This is a genomic window from Flavobacterium sp., assembly GCF_044338735.1.
Lineage (GTDB): Bacteria > Bacteroidota > Bacteroidia > Flavobacteriales > Flavobacteriaceae > Flavobacterium.
On sequence record NZ_JBIIWV010000049.1, the window covers coordinates 1 to 14,402 of the forward strand.

General features: G+C 33.7%; 15 protein-coding genes. 8 read left to right on the top strand and 7 right to left on the bottom strand.

What is annotated here, in order from left to right; translation table 11 throughout:
- The first annotated feature begins 199 nt into the window (after positions 1 to 199).
- The 3 genes from ACIQZC_RS04920 (at position 200) to ACIQZC_RS04930 (ending at position 3,678) form a co-directional block, all read left to right on the top strand.
- Complete coding sequence (locus tag ACIQZC_RS04920; RefSeq protein ID WP_396138124.1) at positions 200 to 775, top strand: non-canonical purine NTP diphosphatase; 576 nt, start codon at positions 200 to 202, stop codon at positions 773 to 775.
- A gap of 137 nt (positions 776 to 912) precedes the next feature.
- The gene (locus tag ACIQZC_RS04925; protein WP_396138125.1) at positions 913 to 2,820 is read left to right on the top strand and encodes a DEAD/DEAH box helicase; all 1,908 of its coding nucleotides are present in this window, start codon (positions 913 to 915) and stop codon (positions 2,818 to 2,820) included.
- 87 nt (positions 2,821 to 2,907) lie between these two features.
- Positions 2,908 to 3,678: a carboxypeptidase-like regulatory domain-containing protein gene (locus ACIQZC_RS04930; protein ID WP_396138126.1), complete on the top strand. Its 771-nt coding sequence runs from the start codon at positions 2,908 to 2,910 to the stop codon at positions 3,676 to 3,678.
- Between the two features lie 8 nt (positions 3,679 to 3,686).
- On the opposite strand, the gene ACIQZC_RS04935 is transcribed toward ACIQZC_RS04930, so the two are convergent.
- Positions 3,687 to 4,352 carry a TrmH family RNA methyltransferase gene (locus tag ACIQZC_RS04935; RefSeq protein ID WP_396138127.1) on the bottom strand — a complete coding sequence of 222 codons (666 nt, stop codon included), beginning with the start codon at positions 4,350 to 4,352 and terminating at the stop codon, positions 3,687 to 3,689.
- Between the two features lie 265 nt (positions 4,353 to 4,617).
- Here ACIQZC_RS04935 and purB point away from each other — a divergent pair, with 265 nt between their 5' ends.
- Together purB and ACIQZC_RS04945 are read left to right on the top strand one after the other, a co-directional pair.
- Entirely contained in the window at positions 4,618 to 5,961 is a 1,344-nt protein-coding gene (gene purB / locus ACIQZC_RS04940) for an adenylosuccinate lyase (RefSeq protein WP_396138128.1), read from the top strand.
- Positions 5,962 to 5,992: 31 nt separating this feature from the next.
- Positions 5,993 to 6,598 carry a hypothetical protein gene (locus ACIQZC_RS04945; RefSeq protein WP_396138129.1) on the top strand — a complete coding sequence of 202 codons (606 nt, stop codon included), beginning with the start codon at positions 5,993 to 5,995 and terminating at the stop codon, positions 6,596 to 6,598.
- Positions 6,599 to 6,675: 77 nt separating this feature from the next.
- Here the strand turns inward: ACIQZC_RS04945 and guaB are convergent, their stop codons facing one another.
- The 6 genes from guaB to ACIQZC_RS04975 all read right to left on the bottom strand — a co-directional run bounded on the left by guaB (position 6,676) and on the right by ACIQZC_RS04975 (position 12,168).
- Complete coding sequence (gene guaB / locus ACIQZC_RS04950) at positions 6,676 to 8,148, bottom strand: IMP dehydrogenase (protein ID WP_396138130.1); 1,473 nt, start codon at positions 8,146 to 8,148, stop codon at positions 6,676 to 6,678.
- A 226-nt stretch (positions 8,149 to 8,374) separates the two neighbouring features.
- Positions 8,375 to 9,238, bottom strand: coding sequence for a hydroxymethylglutaryl-CoA lyase (locus tag ACIQZC_RS04955; RefSeq protein WP_396138131.1), 864 nt, complete (start codon positions 9,236 to 9,238; stop codon positions 8,375 to 8,377).
- A 19-nt stretch (positions 9,239 to 9,257) separates the two neighbouring features.
- A complete protein-coding gene (locus ACIQZC_RS04960; protein ID WP_396138132.1) occupies positions 9,258 to 10,277 on the bottom strand; it encodes a quinone-dependent dihydroorotate dehydrogenase in 1,020 nt (339 codons plus the stop codon).
- Between the two features lie 72 nt (positions 10,278 to 10,349).
- Complete coding sequence (locus tag ACIQZC_RS04965) at positions 10,350 to 10,856, bottom strand: hypothetical protein (RefSeq protein WP_396138133.1); 507 nt, start codon at positions 10,854 to 10,856, stop codon at positions 10,350 to 10,352.
- Between the two features lie 3 nt (positions 10,857 to 10,859).
- The gene (locus tag ACIQZC_RS04970) at positions 10,860 to 11,156 is read right to left on the bottom strand and encodes a hypothetical protein (RefSeq protein WP_396138134.1); all 297 of its coding nucleotides are present in this window, start codon (positions 11,154 to 11,156) and stop codon (positions 10,860 to 10,862) included.
- A 79-nt stretch (positions 11,157 to 11,235) separates the two neighbouring features.
- Positions 11,236 to 12,168, bottom strand: coding sequence for a peptidylprolyl isomerase (locus ACIQZC_RS04975; RefSeq protein ID WP_396138135.1), 933 nt, complete (start codon positions 12,166 to 12,168; stop codon positions 11,236 to 11,238).
- Positions 12,169 to 12,240: 72 nt separating this feature from the next.
- Between ACIQZC_RS04975 and ACIQZC_RS04980 the strand changes: the two genes are divergently transcribed.
- From ACIQZC_RS04980 to rplS, 3 genes are all read left to right on the top strand, one after another.
- The gene (locus ACIQZC_RS04980) at positions 12,241 to 13,038 is read left to right on the top strand and encodes a class I SAM-dependent methyltransferase (protein ID WP_396138136.1); all 798 of its coding nucleotides are present in this window, start codon (positions 12,241 to 12,243) and stop codon (positions 13,036 to 13,038) included.
- A 17-nt stretch (positions 13,039 to 13,055) separates the two neighbouring features.
- Positions 13,056 to 13,736: a tRNA (guanosine(37)-N1)-methyltransferase TrmD gene (gene trmD / locus ACIQZC_RS04985; protein ID WP_396138137.1), complete on the top strand. Its 681-nt coding sequence runs from the start codon at positions 13,056 to 13,058 to the stop codon at positions 13,734 to 13,736.
- Between the two features lie 193 nt (positions 13,737 to 13,929).
- Positions 13,930 to 14,286, top strand: a complete 357-nt coding sequence (gene rplS / locus ACIQZC_RS04990; RefSeq protein ID WP_396138138.1) for a 50S ribosomal protein L19 — start codon at positions 13,930 to 13,932, stop codon at positions 14,284 to 14,286.
- Positions 14,287 to 14,402 lie beyond the last annotated feature (116 nt).

Here is a 14,402-nt window from a genome sequence, read left to right on the forward strand (position 1 = left end):
ACCTATGAAGACAATACTGAGGAAACTGGAAATTACGAATTATTAGACGCTAATCGGTTAAGAGGTACTTTTGCTAATGGAGTAGTTTTAACTTACACTAGACAATAATAACAAAAATCATTTTTTGAGTGATTTTTTTAACCTATTAAATTGTATTATAGTCCTCAAAAACCTACTTTTGAGGACTTAATAACTTCTCATGCAACTCGTTTTCGCTTCCAATAACAAGAATAAAATCAAAGAAATTCAAGCCTTAGTATCTGATATCATACAGATTATTAGTTTGGAAGATATAGGTTGCGCCGAAGACATTCCTGAAACAGCTGAAACTATTGAAGGAAATGCGATTATGAAAGCCAATTATGTTACCTCCAACTATGGTTACGATTGTTTTGCCGATGACACTGGTCTTGAAGTGGAAGTTTTGAATGGAGCACCTGGTGTTTATTCTGCTCGCTATGCCGGCGAACAAAAAGATGTAAATGATAATATGGATAAGCTTTTATCGGAATTAAAAGATAAAACCAACCGAAATGCCAATTTCAAAACAGTCATTTGTCTTAATTTAAATGGCACACAACAACTATTTACAGGTATTATTAATGGAAAAATAATTGATGGAAAAATAGGCACAAACGGTTTTGGATATGACCCAATTTTCATCGCCGAAGGACACGATAAAACCTTTGCAGAACTTACTTTAGAAGAAAAAGCACACATTAGTCATCGAGGGATTGCTGTTGCCCAATTAATAGCTTTTTTATCAAAACACTAAGACACTATTCTGCTGATTTCAAGTTTTTCGTCCTAAAAACAAATCTAAAAAATATTTAACAAACTGAAAATCAATACCTAACAAATTAGTTTATATAGTATTTTAACCCTACCTTTGCACCCAATTTAAAATAATATATGAATAAATTTGAACAATTAGGATTGAATGAGTCGCTACTGCTGGCGATTAAAGATCTAGGATTTGAGAATCCGTCAGAAGTGCAAGAAAAAGCGATTCCAGTACTATTGGAACAAAACACAGATTTAGTTGCCCTAGCGCAAACAGGAACAGGGAAAACGGCCGCTTTTGGTTTTCCACTAATTCAAAAAATTGATGCTGAAAATAGAAATACTCAAGCATTAATTTTATCGCCAACGCGCGAATTATGCTTACAAATCACCAACGAGATTAAATTATACTCAAAGTACATAAAGGGGTTACATACTGTGGCTGTTTATGGTGGTGCAAGCATTACAGATCAAGCTAGAGAAGTTAAACGTGGTGCACAAATTATTGTGGCTACACCAGGTAGAATGCAAGACATGATTAACAGAGGTCTTGTAAACATTAAAAACATCGATTTTTGCATCTTAGATGAAGCAGATGAAATGTTAAATATGGGATTCTACGAAGATATTTGTTCCATTTTATCGGACACACCAGACGAGAAAAACACTTGGTTATTCTCTGCGACTATGCCTGCTGAAGTAGCGCGTATTGCAAAAAAATTCATGGCTTCTCCAGTTGAAATTACTGTAGGAAGTAAAAACTCGGGATCAGCTACCGTTTCACACGAATATTACTGTGTGAATGCTCGTGACCGCTATGAAGCTTTAAAACGTTTAGCCGATGCAAACCCTGATATTTTCTCGGTTGTATTTTGTAGAACTAAAAGAGACACACAAGCGGTTGCAGAAAAACTTATCGAAGATGGTTATAACGCTGCAGCCTTACACGGAGATTTATCGCAAGCACAACGTGATGGGGTAATGAAATCGTTTAGAGGTCGTCAAATTCAAATGCTTGTTGCGACAGATGTTGCAGCTCGTGGAATTGACGTTGAAAATATTACGCACGTTGTAAATTACCAGTTACCAGATGAAATTGAAACCTACAATCACCGTTCAGGAAGAACTGGTAGAGCTGGAAAATTAGGAACTTCAATTGTAATTATTACGAAAAGTGAAATCAGAAAAATACACTCTATTGAGCGTATTATCCAACAAAAATTCCAAGAAAAAACAATTCCATCAGGTATTGAAATCTGCGAAATTCAGTTGTTACACTTAGCTAATAAAATTAAAGATACCGAAGTTGATCACGAAATTGAAAATTATTTACCTGCAATTAACGAAGTTTTAGATGGTTTATCTAAAGAAGAATTAATTAAGAAAATGGTATCGGTTGAATTTAATAGATTCATTAATTATTACAAATCAAAACGTGATATCACAGGAGAAAGAAGTAATGACCGTGAAAGAAGCTCTGAACCAAGAGAAATAAGAGCAGGTGATCCTGTGCGTTATTTCATTAACATTGGTACTAGAGATGATTTCGATTGGATGCAATTGAAAGATTTTATCAAAGAAACATTAGATTTAGGCCGTGATGACGTATTCAAAGTTGACGTAAAAGAAGGTTTCTCTTTCTTTAATACTGATGGCGAACATACTGATAAAGTAATGTCTGTACTTAACGGTTATGACATGAACGGAAGAAGAATCAACGTAGAAATTTCTAAAAACGACGGTGGTGGAAGACGCGATCACAATGGAAGAAGTTCTAGTGGTGGATTTGGTGGCGGAAGACGCGAAGGTGGCTTTAACCGCGAAAGAAGTGGTTCTGCTCCAAGAAGAGATAGTGGTAGTAGAGAAGGCGGATTTCGTAGCGATAGAAATAGTTCAGCACCAAAAAGAGAAGGTGGTTTTAGAGGCGAAAGAAGTAGCACTGCTCCAAGAAGAGAAGGCGGTTTTTCTGATAGAGCACCAAGACGATCTGAAAGTACTGGTGATACCCCAAGACCAAGAAGACCAAGAAAGAGCTAATCGCTTTTCGTTAATTTTCTTATAAAATTACTAAAAACTACAAAATATCCTCTTTAGATTCGTATTTTTGAATCAATATTATAAAGAATGAGATATTTTGTAGTTTTTTTATTTGTTTTAGCTGCTAATGTAAGTTGGGCGCAAAAAGATACCATAGTAAACATCAAAGGTACAGTGGTTAATAATGAAACTAAATTACCAATAGGTAATGTAAATGTAATTAATGCTTCACGAGTTACTGGAACGGCAACTTCTGGAAGTGGTACTTTTGAAATTGCTACAAAACTTAATGATACACTGCTATTTTCTTACATCGGTTTTGAAACAGTTAAAGTAAAAGTTACCAATGACTGGATTAAAAACAACCCCACTAAAATTTATCTTTCCGAAAAAGCATATGTACTTGATGAAGTCGTTATTAGACAATACCAACTAACGGGTTACGTTGAAGTAGATACCCAATTAATTCCTGTGGCTGATGACGGGTATCGCTATAGTATTTCAGGTCTAAACGCAGGTTATGAAGCGGGTGACAAAGCTCCTGGTGCAGTTTCAAAAGTGTTAGGTTCTATTTTTAATCCCGCCGATTTTTTATACAATACTTTTGGAAAACGACCAAAGGAAATGAAAAAGCTAAAGGAAATGAAAAAAGACGATACGGTTAGAAATCTTTTAGCTACCAAGTTTGACCGAGAAACCTTAGCTGCTCTTTTAGAAATTGATAAAGACGATATTCCGTTAATATTACAAAATTGCAACTATTCAGAATACTTTATTCAAACAGCTAACGACCTTCAAATTATGGATGCAATTAGCTTGTGTTATGAAGAATATAAAGTGTTGAAAAAAAATAAATAAGCACCCAACTAATCTTGGTTTTCTAAGTATTTTCTTTCAATAAATTCAATATCTTTTATTGTTTTTCGAGTCCAATCTAATCGTTTTTCCAAAATTTCTTCTTCGGTTAATTGCCAATTAATTGCTGATTGTCGCAATCGAGTACTAATGTCTTGAATAATGATGGCTGCCGAAACCGAAATGTTTAAACTTTCGGTATACCCAACCATCGGAATTTTCAAAAATCCATCAGCTTGATCCAGTACTTCTTGAGATAAACCATCGCGTTCCGTTCCAAAAAATAAAGCAGCAGGCTTAGAAATATCAAATTCATGCAACAAACAAGATTCGTCATGCGGAGTAGTCGCAATAATTTGATATCCTTTAGCTCGCATCTCATCCATACAACTTTGAACTGAATTGTATCGAAACACATCAACCCATTTTTGAGCTCCCATTGCGATTTCGGTATCAATTCGTTTGCCAAATTTCTGTTCAATCACGTTCAATTCTTGAATACCAAAAACCTCACAACTACGCATCACTGCACTGGTATTGTGCAATTGAAATATATCTTCCATTGCAATCGTGAAATGTTTAGTTCTATTTTGCAACACTCGTAAAAAACCCTCTTTTCTGTTTTCAGTTATAAAACCTTCTAAATAGTGTAAAAGCTCCTGTTTTTTGGCGTCCATTTTTTTCTTAAATTTACTACAAAGAAAAAGAAAATACCAGAATGAAAAAAATTGTTGTTCTTTAATGTTCTTTATTATATTGATCTAAAACCTGCTTCAATTTACGATTTACCCAACAAGCTAATAGTACTTCATCTATCGGCAGTTGAAGGAATGAAAATATTGAATGAAGAACTTTTAAATTTATAATAAAAAACTACTAACTAATTACTAATTACTTATCACTTATTACTAAATTTGTACTTCGTTAACAACACACAACAACATGCAACTAACAGAATTAAATGCTATTTCACCAATTGACGGTCGTTATAGAAATAAAACCGTTTCTTTAGCTCCTTATTTTTCAGAAGAAGCCTTAATCAAATACCGCGTTTTAATTGAAGTTGAATATTTCATTGCTTTGCGTGAGGCTGATTTACCTCAACTAGCTAAAATTGATAAAACAATTTACAATTCGTTACGAGCTATTTATCAAAATTTTTCTACCGAAGATGCACTTTGGATCAAGGATTCCGAAAAAACAACGAATCATGATGTAAAAGCTGTTGAATATTTCATCAAGTCAAAATTTGATGGATTAGGTTTACAAGATTTCAAAGAATTCATCCATTTCGGATTGACATCTCAAGACATCAATAATACTGCAATTCCACTTTCTACTAAAGAAGCTTTTGAAAACGTATATTTACCAAGTTTAATTTCAGTAATAGCTAAATTAAAAGAGTTAGCTATGGAATGGAAAGACATTCCACTTTTAGCCAGAACTCACGGACAACCTGCCTCTCCTACCCGTTTAGGAAAAGAAATTTTAGTTTTTGTAGAACGTTTAGAAGAGCAAATGCGTTTGTTATTCAATGTTCCTTTTGCGGCTAAATTTGGAGGTGCAACCGGAAATTACAACGCTCATAAAGTGGCGTATCCAAGTACCGATTGGAAAAAATTTGGATCTAATTTTGTAGAAAATAGTTTGGGATTACACCATTCTTTTCCTACCACTCAAATTGAACATTACGATCATTTTGCCGCATTTTTTGATGCTTTAAAACGAATCAATACGATAATTATTGACTTAGATAGAGATATTTGGACCTATGTTTCAATGGATTATTTCAAACAAAAAATAAAAGCAGGCGAAATTGGTTCTTCTGCAATGCCACATAAAGTAAATCCAATTGATTTTGAAAATTCAGAAGGAAATTTAGGAATTGCCAATGCGATTTTCGAACATCTTTCAGCAAAATTACCACTTTCAAGATTGCAACGCGATTTAACCGATAGTACTGTGTTGCGTAATATTGGTGTTCCAATGGGCCACACGTTAATTGCATTTGAAGCGACTTTAAAAGGATTGAACAAATTACTATTAAACGAAGACAAAATTGAAGAAGATTTAGAGAAAAACTGGGCAGTTGTTGCTGAGGCAATTCAAACAATTTTACGACGTGAAGGTTATCCAAATCCATATGAAGCCTTAAAAGACTTAACCCGAACAAATTCTGTAATCAATAAAGAAGCGATTCATAATTTCATTGGAACTTTAAAAGTTTCTGAAGAAGTTAGAGCCGAATTAATGCAAATTACACCAAGTAATTATTTGGGAATTTAATTTTAGAGTAAAGTATTATGAGTAAAGTATTATGAGTAAAGTATTAAAATTATTATTGTTATGTTTCTTGTGTTTTTTAATTTCTTGTAATAAAAAAACGGATGAAGATTTAAAATCAATGAAAGCTGATTCTTTACAGTTTTCAAATAACAATGAATTTAAGGATATAACAATTGCTTTTTTTAATTGGTATAAATTAAATAGTAACAAGCTAGGAAAAATTAACTATTTAAAAGGCGGATATGTTAATAAAAATGATTCAATGGCCTACTATATCGACGAAACTGAAGTGACTAAATACGTTAAAGAGTTTGAAAAAACCGGCTATGTCAGTCATTTATATGTTGAAAATTTAAAAAATCATTTGCTGAGTGTTGGAAAGGATTTAAAGGAAGAAAAAATTTATGATGGAGTAGTTTCTGGTTTAGATTATGATTTAATTACAAATTCGCAAGAAGATGAAGAAATCTTTTCAAATATGCCTACAATTAAGCTATTAAGTCAAAAGATAATTAGCAAAGATGATGTCGAAAATTATTATGAATTAAGGAAAAATACTTTATTCTTAAAAATAAGCTTTGCTTTCGAGGATAAATGGAAAATAAAAAATTACGATTTTGAATATAGACAGGAATAGATATTCTGTATAAAAAATCCATTCTGATATTTCGGAATGGATTTTTTGCTTTTCACTAATTACTTTTCACTAATCACTTAACGGGAATAATTTGGAGCTTCTTTTGTAATGGTTACATTATGAGGATGGCTTTCACCAATGCCACTTGCTGTAATTCTAATGAAACGACTACTTTCTTGCAAAGTTTGAATATCTTTTGATCCGCAATAGCCCATTCCGGCTCTTAAACCGCCTATGAATTGTTGCATGCTTTCGTTTAATTCTCCTTTATATGGCACACGACCAACAATTCCTTCTGGAACTAATTTTTTAACATCGTCTTCTACATCTTGAAAATAACGGTCTTTTGAACCTTCTTGCATCGCTTCAACAGATCCCATTCCTCGATACGATTTGAATTTTCTTCCTTCAAAAATAATGGTTTCTCCCGGCGATTCTTTTGTTCCTGCTAAAAGCGAACCTAACATCACACAATCAGCTCCAGCTGCTATTGCTTTTGGAATATCTCCTGTGTAACGAATTCCACCATCTGCAATAACGGGAACACCTGTTCCTTTTAAAGCCGCAGCCACTTCTAAAACCGCAGAAAATTGAGGAAATCCAACACCTGCAACAACTCTCGTTGTACAAATAGAACCTGGACCAATTCCTACCTTCACTGCATCAGCTCCATTTTGAGCTAAATATAAAGCTGCTTCAGCTGTAGCAATGTTACCCACTACTACATCTAAATTTGGAAATTTTGCTTTTACTGCTTTTAAAACATCTACTACTCCTTTTGTATGTCCGTGAGCGGTATCAATAATTACAGCATCAACACCAGCATTTACTAAAGCTGTTGCTCTATCAACTGCATCAGCAGTTACTCCTAAAGCTGCAGCAACTCGTAAACGACCAAATCTATCTTTATTTGCAATTGGTTTTTGCGTTAATTTAGTAATATCTCTAAAGGTAATTAAACCTACTAATTTATTGTTGTTGTCAACTACTGGTAATTTTTCAATTTTATTTTCTTGTAGAATACCTTCTGCTTCTTGCAAAGTAGTTCCTTGAGCGGCTGTAACTAATTTTTCAGAGGTCATTACTTCAAGAATAGAACGGGTATTTATTTTTTCGAATCGTAAATCTCTATTGGTTACAATTCCTTTTAAAATTCCGTTTTCATCTACCACTGGAATTCCGCCTATGCTAAATTCTTTCATTGCCATTTTAGCATCACCAACCGTAGCTGATAAAGGCAACGTTACCGGATCGATAATCATACCACTTTCGGCACGTTTTACTTTTCTTACTTTTGCTGCTTGTTGTTCAATCGACATGTTTTTGTGTAACACGCCAATACCGCCTTCTTGTGCCATAGCAATTGCCATTGAACTTTCGGTAACCGTGTCCATTGCTGCGGAAACGATAGGAACATTCAAGGTAATATTTTTCGAAAACTTCGATTGAATATTTACTTCACGTGGTAAAACTTCTGAATAATTTGGAATAAGCAAAACATCGTCGTATGTAAGTCCTTCGCCAACGATTTTAGAAGTGTGTGCTTTCATGGTGCAATTTGTTGTAGATGTTAAATTGCATGCAAATATACGAAAAAAAGTGAATAGTGAATACTAATAGGATTAGTTTTTAGCCCAGATAGTAATGAAAAGCATTTCATTGAAAGATTTTTATTTTTTGTTGTGCTAAAAAAGCGCCTTAAGAAGCTCTTTTTAGTGCTTACAAAAAAAGAAATATTTATGAAATCTTGAAATGTATAGCTGGAATCAGCTTCTACTAATGAAACTCTCCAAATAGTTTTGTCGCTTCATTATAAGCACTTTCAAAACTCATGGGACTAGTGTTGGTATTTTCTTTTTTAGTAGTGAAATAGGACAACAATTTTTCCGTTGGCATATTGCCTATTAAGTCGTCTTTTGCCATAGGACATCCTCCAAAACCTTGAATAGCACCATCATAACGGCGACAACCTGCGTTGTAAGCTGCATCAATTTTTTCAAACCATTTGGCGGCTGTAGTGTGTAAATGCGCACCAAATTCAATAGTTGGATATTTCGGAATTAAATTTGAAAACAAATAATCAATTACTTCTGGAGTAGAACTTCCAACGGTATCAGAAATTGATAGGATTTTCACCCCCATATTCGCTAATTTTTCAGTCCATTCACCCACAATTTCAACATTCCAAGGATCACCATATGGATTTCCGAAGCCCATTGAAATATAAGTGACGACTTCTTTATTCGATTTATCCGCGATTTCTAAAATTTCATGAAGTGTAATCAAACTTTCGGCAATTGTTTTGTGTGTATTTCGCATTTGAAAGTTTTCTGAAATCGAAAAAGGGAAACCTAAATATTGAATTTCTTTGTGAATTGAAGCGTTTTGAGCTCCTTGCGTATTGGCAATTATGGCTAATAATTTACTGCTCGTTGCCGATAAATCTAATTGGGCTAAAACTTCAGATGTGTCTTGCATTTGCGGAATCGCTTTAGGCGAAACAAAACTTCCAAAATCAATAGTATCAAAGCCTACACGCAATAACGATTGAATATATTTCACCTTTTTATCAGTAGGAATAAACGGTTTAATGCCTTGCATGGCATCGCGCGGACATTCGATAATTTTGATTGGATTCATAACTTCAAAGATAGCAAATTTAAATCTGCTCTAAAATCTTTTTGTTGATCGCTTTTACTAAAGCAGGACCTTCATAAATAAAACCAGTATACAATTGAACCAAACTTGCGCCAGCATTAAGTTTTTCGATAGCATCTTCTGCTGAATGAATGCCTCCTACTCCAATAATTGGAAACGATTGATTACTTTTTTCCGATAGAAAACGAATGACTTCTGTGGAACGATTGGTTAATGGTATTCCTGATAAACCGCCCATTTCAGATTTATTTTCCGATTGTAAACCATCGCGAGAAATTGTAGTATTGGTTGCAATTACACCCGCAATTTTAGTTTCGTTAACGATATCAATGATGTCTAAAAGCTGTTCATCAGTTAAATCGGGTGCGATTTTTAAAAGGATTGGTTTTTGAATTGGCTTTGAATTATTTCTGTCTTGAAGTGTTTGCAACAACTCTGTCAACGGTTTTTTATCCTGCAATTCTCGAAGATTTGGAGTGTTTGGCGAACTCACATTAACCACAAAATAATCGACATAAGGAAACAACGCTTCAAAACAAATTTCGTAATCTTTTACCGCTTCTTCGTTTGGCGTAACTTTATTTTTTCCGATGTTTCCACCGATTAAAACGCTTTTGTTATTTTTTAAACGCTCGATTGCCTCTTTAACACCACCATTATTAAAACCCATTCGGTTGATAATAGCATTGTCTTCTTTTAAGCGAAACAAACGTTTTTTAGGATTTCCTTCTTGTCCAACAGGTGTTAAGGTTCCTATTTCAATAAATCCGAAACCAAAATTCGATAACTCTTGATACAGCTTCGCGTCTTTATCAAAACCAGCAGCTAATCCGACAGGATTTTTGAATTTAATTCCGAAAACTTCGCGTTCTAAAAGAGGATCGTTTACTTCGTATAGCATTTTAACCAAAGAAGAAAAACCTGGAATTTTATTCAGAATACGAATGAGTGAAAAGGTAAAATAATGTACTTTTTCAGGATCAAAGCAGAATAATAAAGGTCGAATGATTAGTTTGTACATAATTTGTTGTGTTGTGATGCAAAAGTAAGAAAATGCAATTCCTAAAAAAAATTTATTCCAATTCTGAAGATTCTATTTATTATTTTTAAGTAATACCACTTCAATGGGATTATTTGTTCGAGGACCAAAAGTACGCGCTTGGCGTTCGTTTTCACTCGAACATAAAATGTACATATTAAAAGTTTGCAATTGGACTAATTGTTCTTTAAATTTTCCTTTTGTATCTTGAATTTTGATATAAAATTCTTCCGCAGGAAAAGTATTTGTTACCGAAAGCAAATAGGTATCGCCAGCATAGGGAAAAAACCATTTTTCAGGTTCGTTTGGCTTACTAATTAAGTGATTTCGGGTAAACATTAAAGGCTGATTACCAAATTTCCAGCTGAATTTATTGTTTTCGTTGATAACTTCTTCTCCTTTTTCGTTAACCACGAATATTTTCAAATCGGCAATATTATCCGATTTTCCTTCTTCATGAGCTTTTACAACTAAATATGAAGTGAAATCAAATCCACAATGCGGCACTTGCCCAAGTAAGTTCAATGAAAAAAGTAGAAAGAAAAAGGGAACTTTTCGCATTTTTTATGGTTTCGCGTTTTTTTTCAAATAGTCCAAAATCAAGTACGTATCATCGTTTGAAAATCCTCCTTTTTTTTGCATTTCGAAGACGATTGGATCCCATTCTTGTGATGTATAAGCATTGGGTGCATATAAATCATGACACTCTGCGCAACGTTTTTGAAACATTTTTTCTCCAGATTCTTCCATATTTATAGTCACAACTTCTGTGGCTTGAACAGGAGCTATTACTTGCTTTTGAGTATTACAAGAAAGTAAACTCAACATAATTGTGAACACAACTAAAAATGCTATTTTCATATTTTAATTTTATTTGAGGTAAATATAAAAAAAATCCCAAGACAATGTCTCAGGAATGTTTCTGTATTTAAATCACTATTTATTTTACATCCATTAATTCAACATCAAATACTAAAGTTGCGTCAGGTGGAATAACTCCTCCTGCACCTCTAGAGCCATATCCTAAGTATGAAGGAATTACAAAACGTGCTTTGTCTCCTACCTTTAATAAAGCAACACCTTCATCCCATCCTTCAATTACTTGACCAACACCTAATTGAAAATCAATTGGTTGTTTTCTCTTGTAAGAAGAATCAAAAACTTGCCCGTTTTCTAAAGCCCCTTGATAATGCACCGATACTTTTTTACCTTTTTCAGCTTGTGTACCATTCCCTTTTTGAATAATTTGGTAACGTAAACCACTTTCAGTTTTTTGAAAACCAGCGGCTAATTTTTCTAAAGCTTCCTCTGCCATTTTTTTTTGTTCTTCAATTCTTTTTGCACGTGAACCTTCAAAAGTTCTAAACGCTTCAATAGCATTCCAATTTTTAGCTTCGTCTCCTACTCTAATAATTTCAATACTTTCTAATGCATCATTACCTTCAACAGCATCAACCACATCTTGACCTTCTATAACGTGACCAAAAACAGTGTGTTTTCCGTCTAACCAGTTGGTTGGAATGTGTGTAATAAAGAACTGAGAACCATTTGAACCTGGACCTGCGTTTGCCATTGACAATACGCCTGGTTTATCATGTTTTAAACTTGGATGAAACTCATCATCAAAATTATAACCAGGACCACCTGTGCCTTGCCCTTGTGGACAACCGCCTTGTATCATAAAATCAGGAATAACGCGGTGAAATTTTAATCCGTCATAATAAGGAGTTCCCATTGGTCTTGCCGAATTTTCTAATTGACCTTCTGCTAAACCTACAAAGTTTCCTACTGTACCAGGTGTTAAATCGTGTGTTAATTTTACTAAAATAGCACCTTTTGCAGTATTAAATTTAGCGTATATTCCGTTTTCCATTGTTTTGAATTTTAATTTGAAAGTGCAAAATTACAAAATAAATAGTAGATTTGATATACAAAAATAAATACCATGAAAACGAAAGACTACATCAATATAAATAAATCGACTTGGAATGATAAAGTTGATGTTCATATTGATTCTGAATTTTATGACATGAAGGGATTTCTTCAAGGAAAATCAACTTTAAATGCTATAGAATTAGAATTACTTGGTAACGTAAAAGGCAAAAAAGTGTTGCACTTGCAATGTCATTTTGGACAAGATACTATGACTTTTTCCAGAATGGGCGCAATTGCTACAGGAATAGATTTTTCAGAAAAAGCCATTGAAAGAGCTAGAGAAATCAATGAAAAATTAAATTTAGATGCCTCTTTTGTTTGCTGCGATATTTATGACGCACCCAATCATCTGAATGAACAATTTGATATAGTATTTACCAGTTATGGAACAATTGGTTGGTTTCCTGATCTTGACAAATGGGCAAAAGTAATTTCACAGCTTTTAAAATCAGGAGGCAAATTTGTTATGGCCGATTTTCATCCAGTAGTTTGGATGTTTGATAACGATTTTAAAGAAGTTTTTTACAATTATTTTAATACCGAAGCCATTATAGAAGATGAATCTGGAACTTATGCCGATCGAGAGGCAGAAATTGCAAATCAAACCATTACATGGAATCATCCTTCATCGGAACTATTAAATGCATTGATAACAAATGGTTTGGAACTGAATTCATTCAATGAATTTGATTATTCGCCTTACAATTGTTTTAATGAAACAGAAGAATTTGAACCAAATAAATTCAGAATCAAACATTTAGAAAATAAGATTCCGATGGTATATTCTTTATCGGCCACTAAAAAATAAACAATTATCTTTGCATCATGCGAATAGATATTATTACCGTTTTACCTGAATTGATGCGAAGTCCGTTTGAAGCTTCGATTATGAAACGTGCCATTGAAAAAGGATTGGTGGAAGTTCATTTTCACAATTTAAGAGACTTCACGACCAACAAACAAAAGAGTGTTGATGATTACCAATTTGGTGGCGGTGCTGGTATGGTAATGACAATACAACCAATAGATGCTTGCATTTCAAAACTTAAAACCGAAAGAACTTACGACGAAATTATTTACATGACTCCTGATGGGGAAACGTTGAACCAAAAAATGGCCAACTCAATTTCTATGTATGAAAATATTATGATTTTATGCGGACATTATAAAGGTGTAGACCAGCGGGTTCGCGATATGCATATTACAAGAGAAATTTCGATTGGTGATTATGTGTTAAGTGGTGGAGAAATTGGCGCCATTGTTTTTTGTGATGCGATTATACGCTTAATTCCTGGTGTTTTGAGTGATGAAACTTCAGCTTTGACCGATAGCTTTCAAGATAATTTGCTATCACCTCCTATTTACACTCGTCCTGCCGATTATAATGGATTGAAAGTTCCTGAAATATTGTTGAGTGGGAATTTTCCTAAAATTGAAAAATGGCGAGAAGATATGGCTTACGAACACACAAAAAATAGAAGACCCGATTTATTGGAAAATGATTAATTTATTTTGATGATCTGATTTTCAGATATTCCGATATTATGAAAATCCATTGTCCGAAAATCCATTTTCAAATATTTTCGAATTTGAAATTTGTTTATTTGATTTTTTTTAATACTTTTGCACCCACTTTGAATCAACCTCTGGCGATAGACGTGAATGTTGTTTTGAATCGAATTTTTTATTTTTAAAGAATATGTCAAATTTAGTTGATTTCGTTAATAACGAATTTGTTACAAGAAAAGATTTCCCAGAATTTGGTGCTGGTGATACAATCACTGTGTACTATGAAATTAAAGAGGGAGAAAAAACTAGAACTCAGTTTTTCAAAGGAGTTGTAATCCAAAGAAGAGGAACTGGAGCTACCGAAACTTTTACTATTCGTAAAATGTCTGGAGCTATTGGAGTGGAGCGTATTTTTCCAGTAAATTTACCTGCATTACAGAAAGTTGAAGTAAACCAAAGAGGTAAAGTTCGTAGAGCTCGTATCTACTACTTTAAAGAACTTACTGGTAAAAAAGCAAAAATCAAAGAAAGAAGATACAAAAACTAGTATCCACTTTCTCAAGTATAAAAAATCCCGCAATTGCGGGATTTTTTTATAAATATAATAGTGAATTAAAACACAAACATTGCGCGTTCGCTCATTAATTCATTTACTTCTTCCGC

What these genes read in the sequence shown, in the direction of transcription:
- ACIQZC_RS04920 (WP_396138124.1), top strand. Translation starts at nt 200, where the DNA reads ATGCAACTCGTTTTCGCTTCCAATAACAAGAATAAAATCAAAGAAATT.
- ACIQZC_RS04925 (WP_396138125.1), top strand. Translation starts at nt 913, where the DNA reads ATGAATAAATTTGAACAATTAGGATTGAATGAGTCGCTACTGCTGGCG.
- ACIQZC_RS04930 (WP_396138126.1), top strand. Translation starts at nt 2,908, where the DNA reads ATGAGATATTTTGTAGTTTTTTTATTTGTTTTAGCTGCTAATGTAAGT.
- ACIQZC_RS04935 (WP_396138127.1), bottom strand. Translation starts at nt 4,352, where the DNA reads ATGGACGCCAAAAAACAGGAGCTTTTACACTATTTAGAAGGTTTTATA.
- purB (WP_396138128.1), top strand. Translation starts at nt 4,618, where the DNA reads ATGCAACTAACAGAATTAAATGCTATTTCACCAATTGACGGTCGTTAT.
- ACIQZC_RS04945 (WP_396138129.1), top strand. Translation starts at nt 5,993, where the DNA reads ATGAGTAAAGTATTAAAATTATTATTGTTATGTTTCTTGTGTTTTTTA.
- guaB (WP_396138130.1), bottom strand. Translation starts at nt 8,148, where the DNA reads ATGAAAGCACACACTTCTAAAATCGTTGGCGAAGGACTTACATACGAC.
- ACIQZC_RS04955 (WP_396138131.1), bottom strand. Translation starts at nt 9,238, where the DNA reads ATGAATCCAATCAAAATTATCGAATGTCCGCGCGATGCCATGCAAGGC.
- ACIQZC_RS04960 (WP_396138132.1), bottom strand. Translation starts at nt 10,277, where the DNA reads ATGTACAAACTAATCATTCGACCTTTATTATTCTGCTTTGATCCTGAA.
- ACIQZC_RS04965 (WP_396138133.1), bottom strand. Translation starts at nt 10,856, where the DNA reads ATGCGAAAAGTTCCCTTTTTCTTTCTACTTTTTTCATTGAACTTACTT.
- ACIQZC_RS04970 (WP_396138134.1), bottom strand. Translation starts at nt 11,156, where the DNA reads ATGAAAATAGCATTTTTAGTTGTGTTCACAATTATGTTGAGTTTACTT.
- ACIQZC_RS04975 (WP_396138135.1), bottom strand. Translation starts at nt 12,168, where the DNA reads ATGGAAAACGGAATATACGCTAAATTTAATACTGCAAAAGGTGCTATT.
- ACIQZC_RS04980 (WP_396138136.1), top strand. Translation starts at nt 12,241, where the DNA reads ATGAAAACGAAAGACTACATCAATATAAATAAATCGACTTGGAATGAT.
- trmD (WP_396138137.1), top strand. Translation starts at nt 13,056, where the DNA reads ATGCGAATAGATATTATTACCGTTTTACCTGAATTGATGCGAAGTCCG.
- rplS (WP_396138138.1), top strand. Translation starts at nt 13,930, where the DNA reads ATGTCAAATTTAGTTGATTTCGTTAATAACGAATTTGTTACAAGAAAA.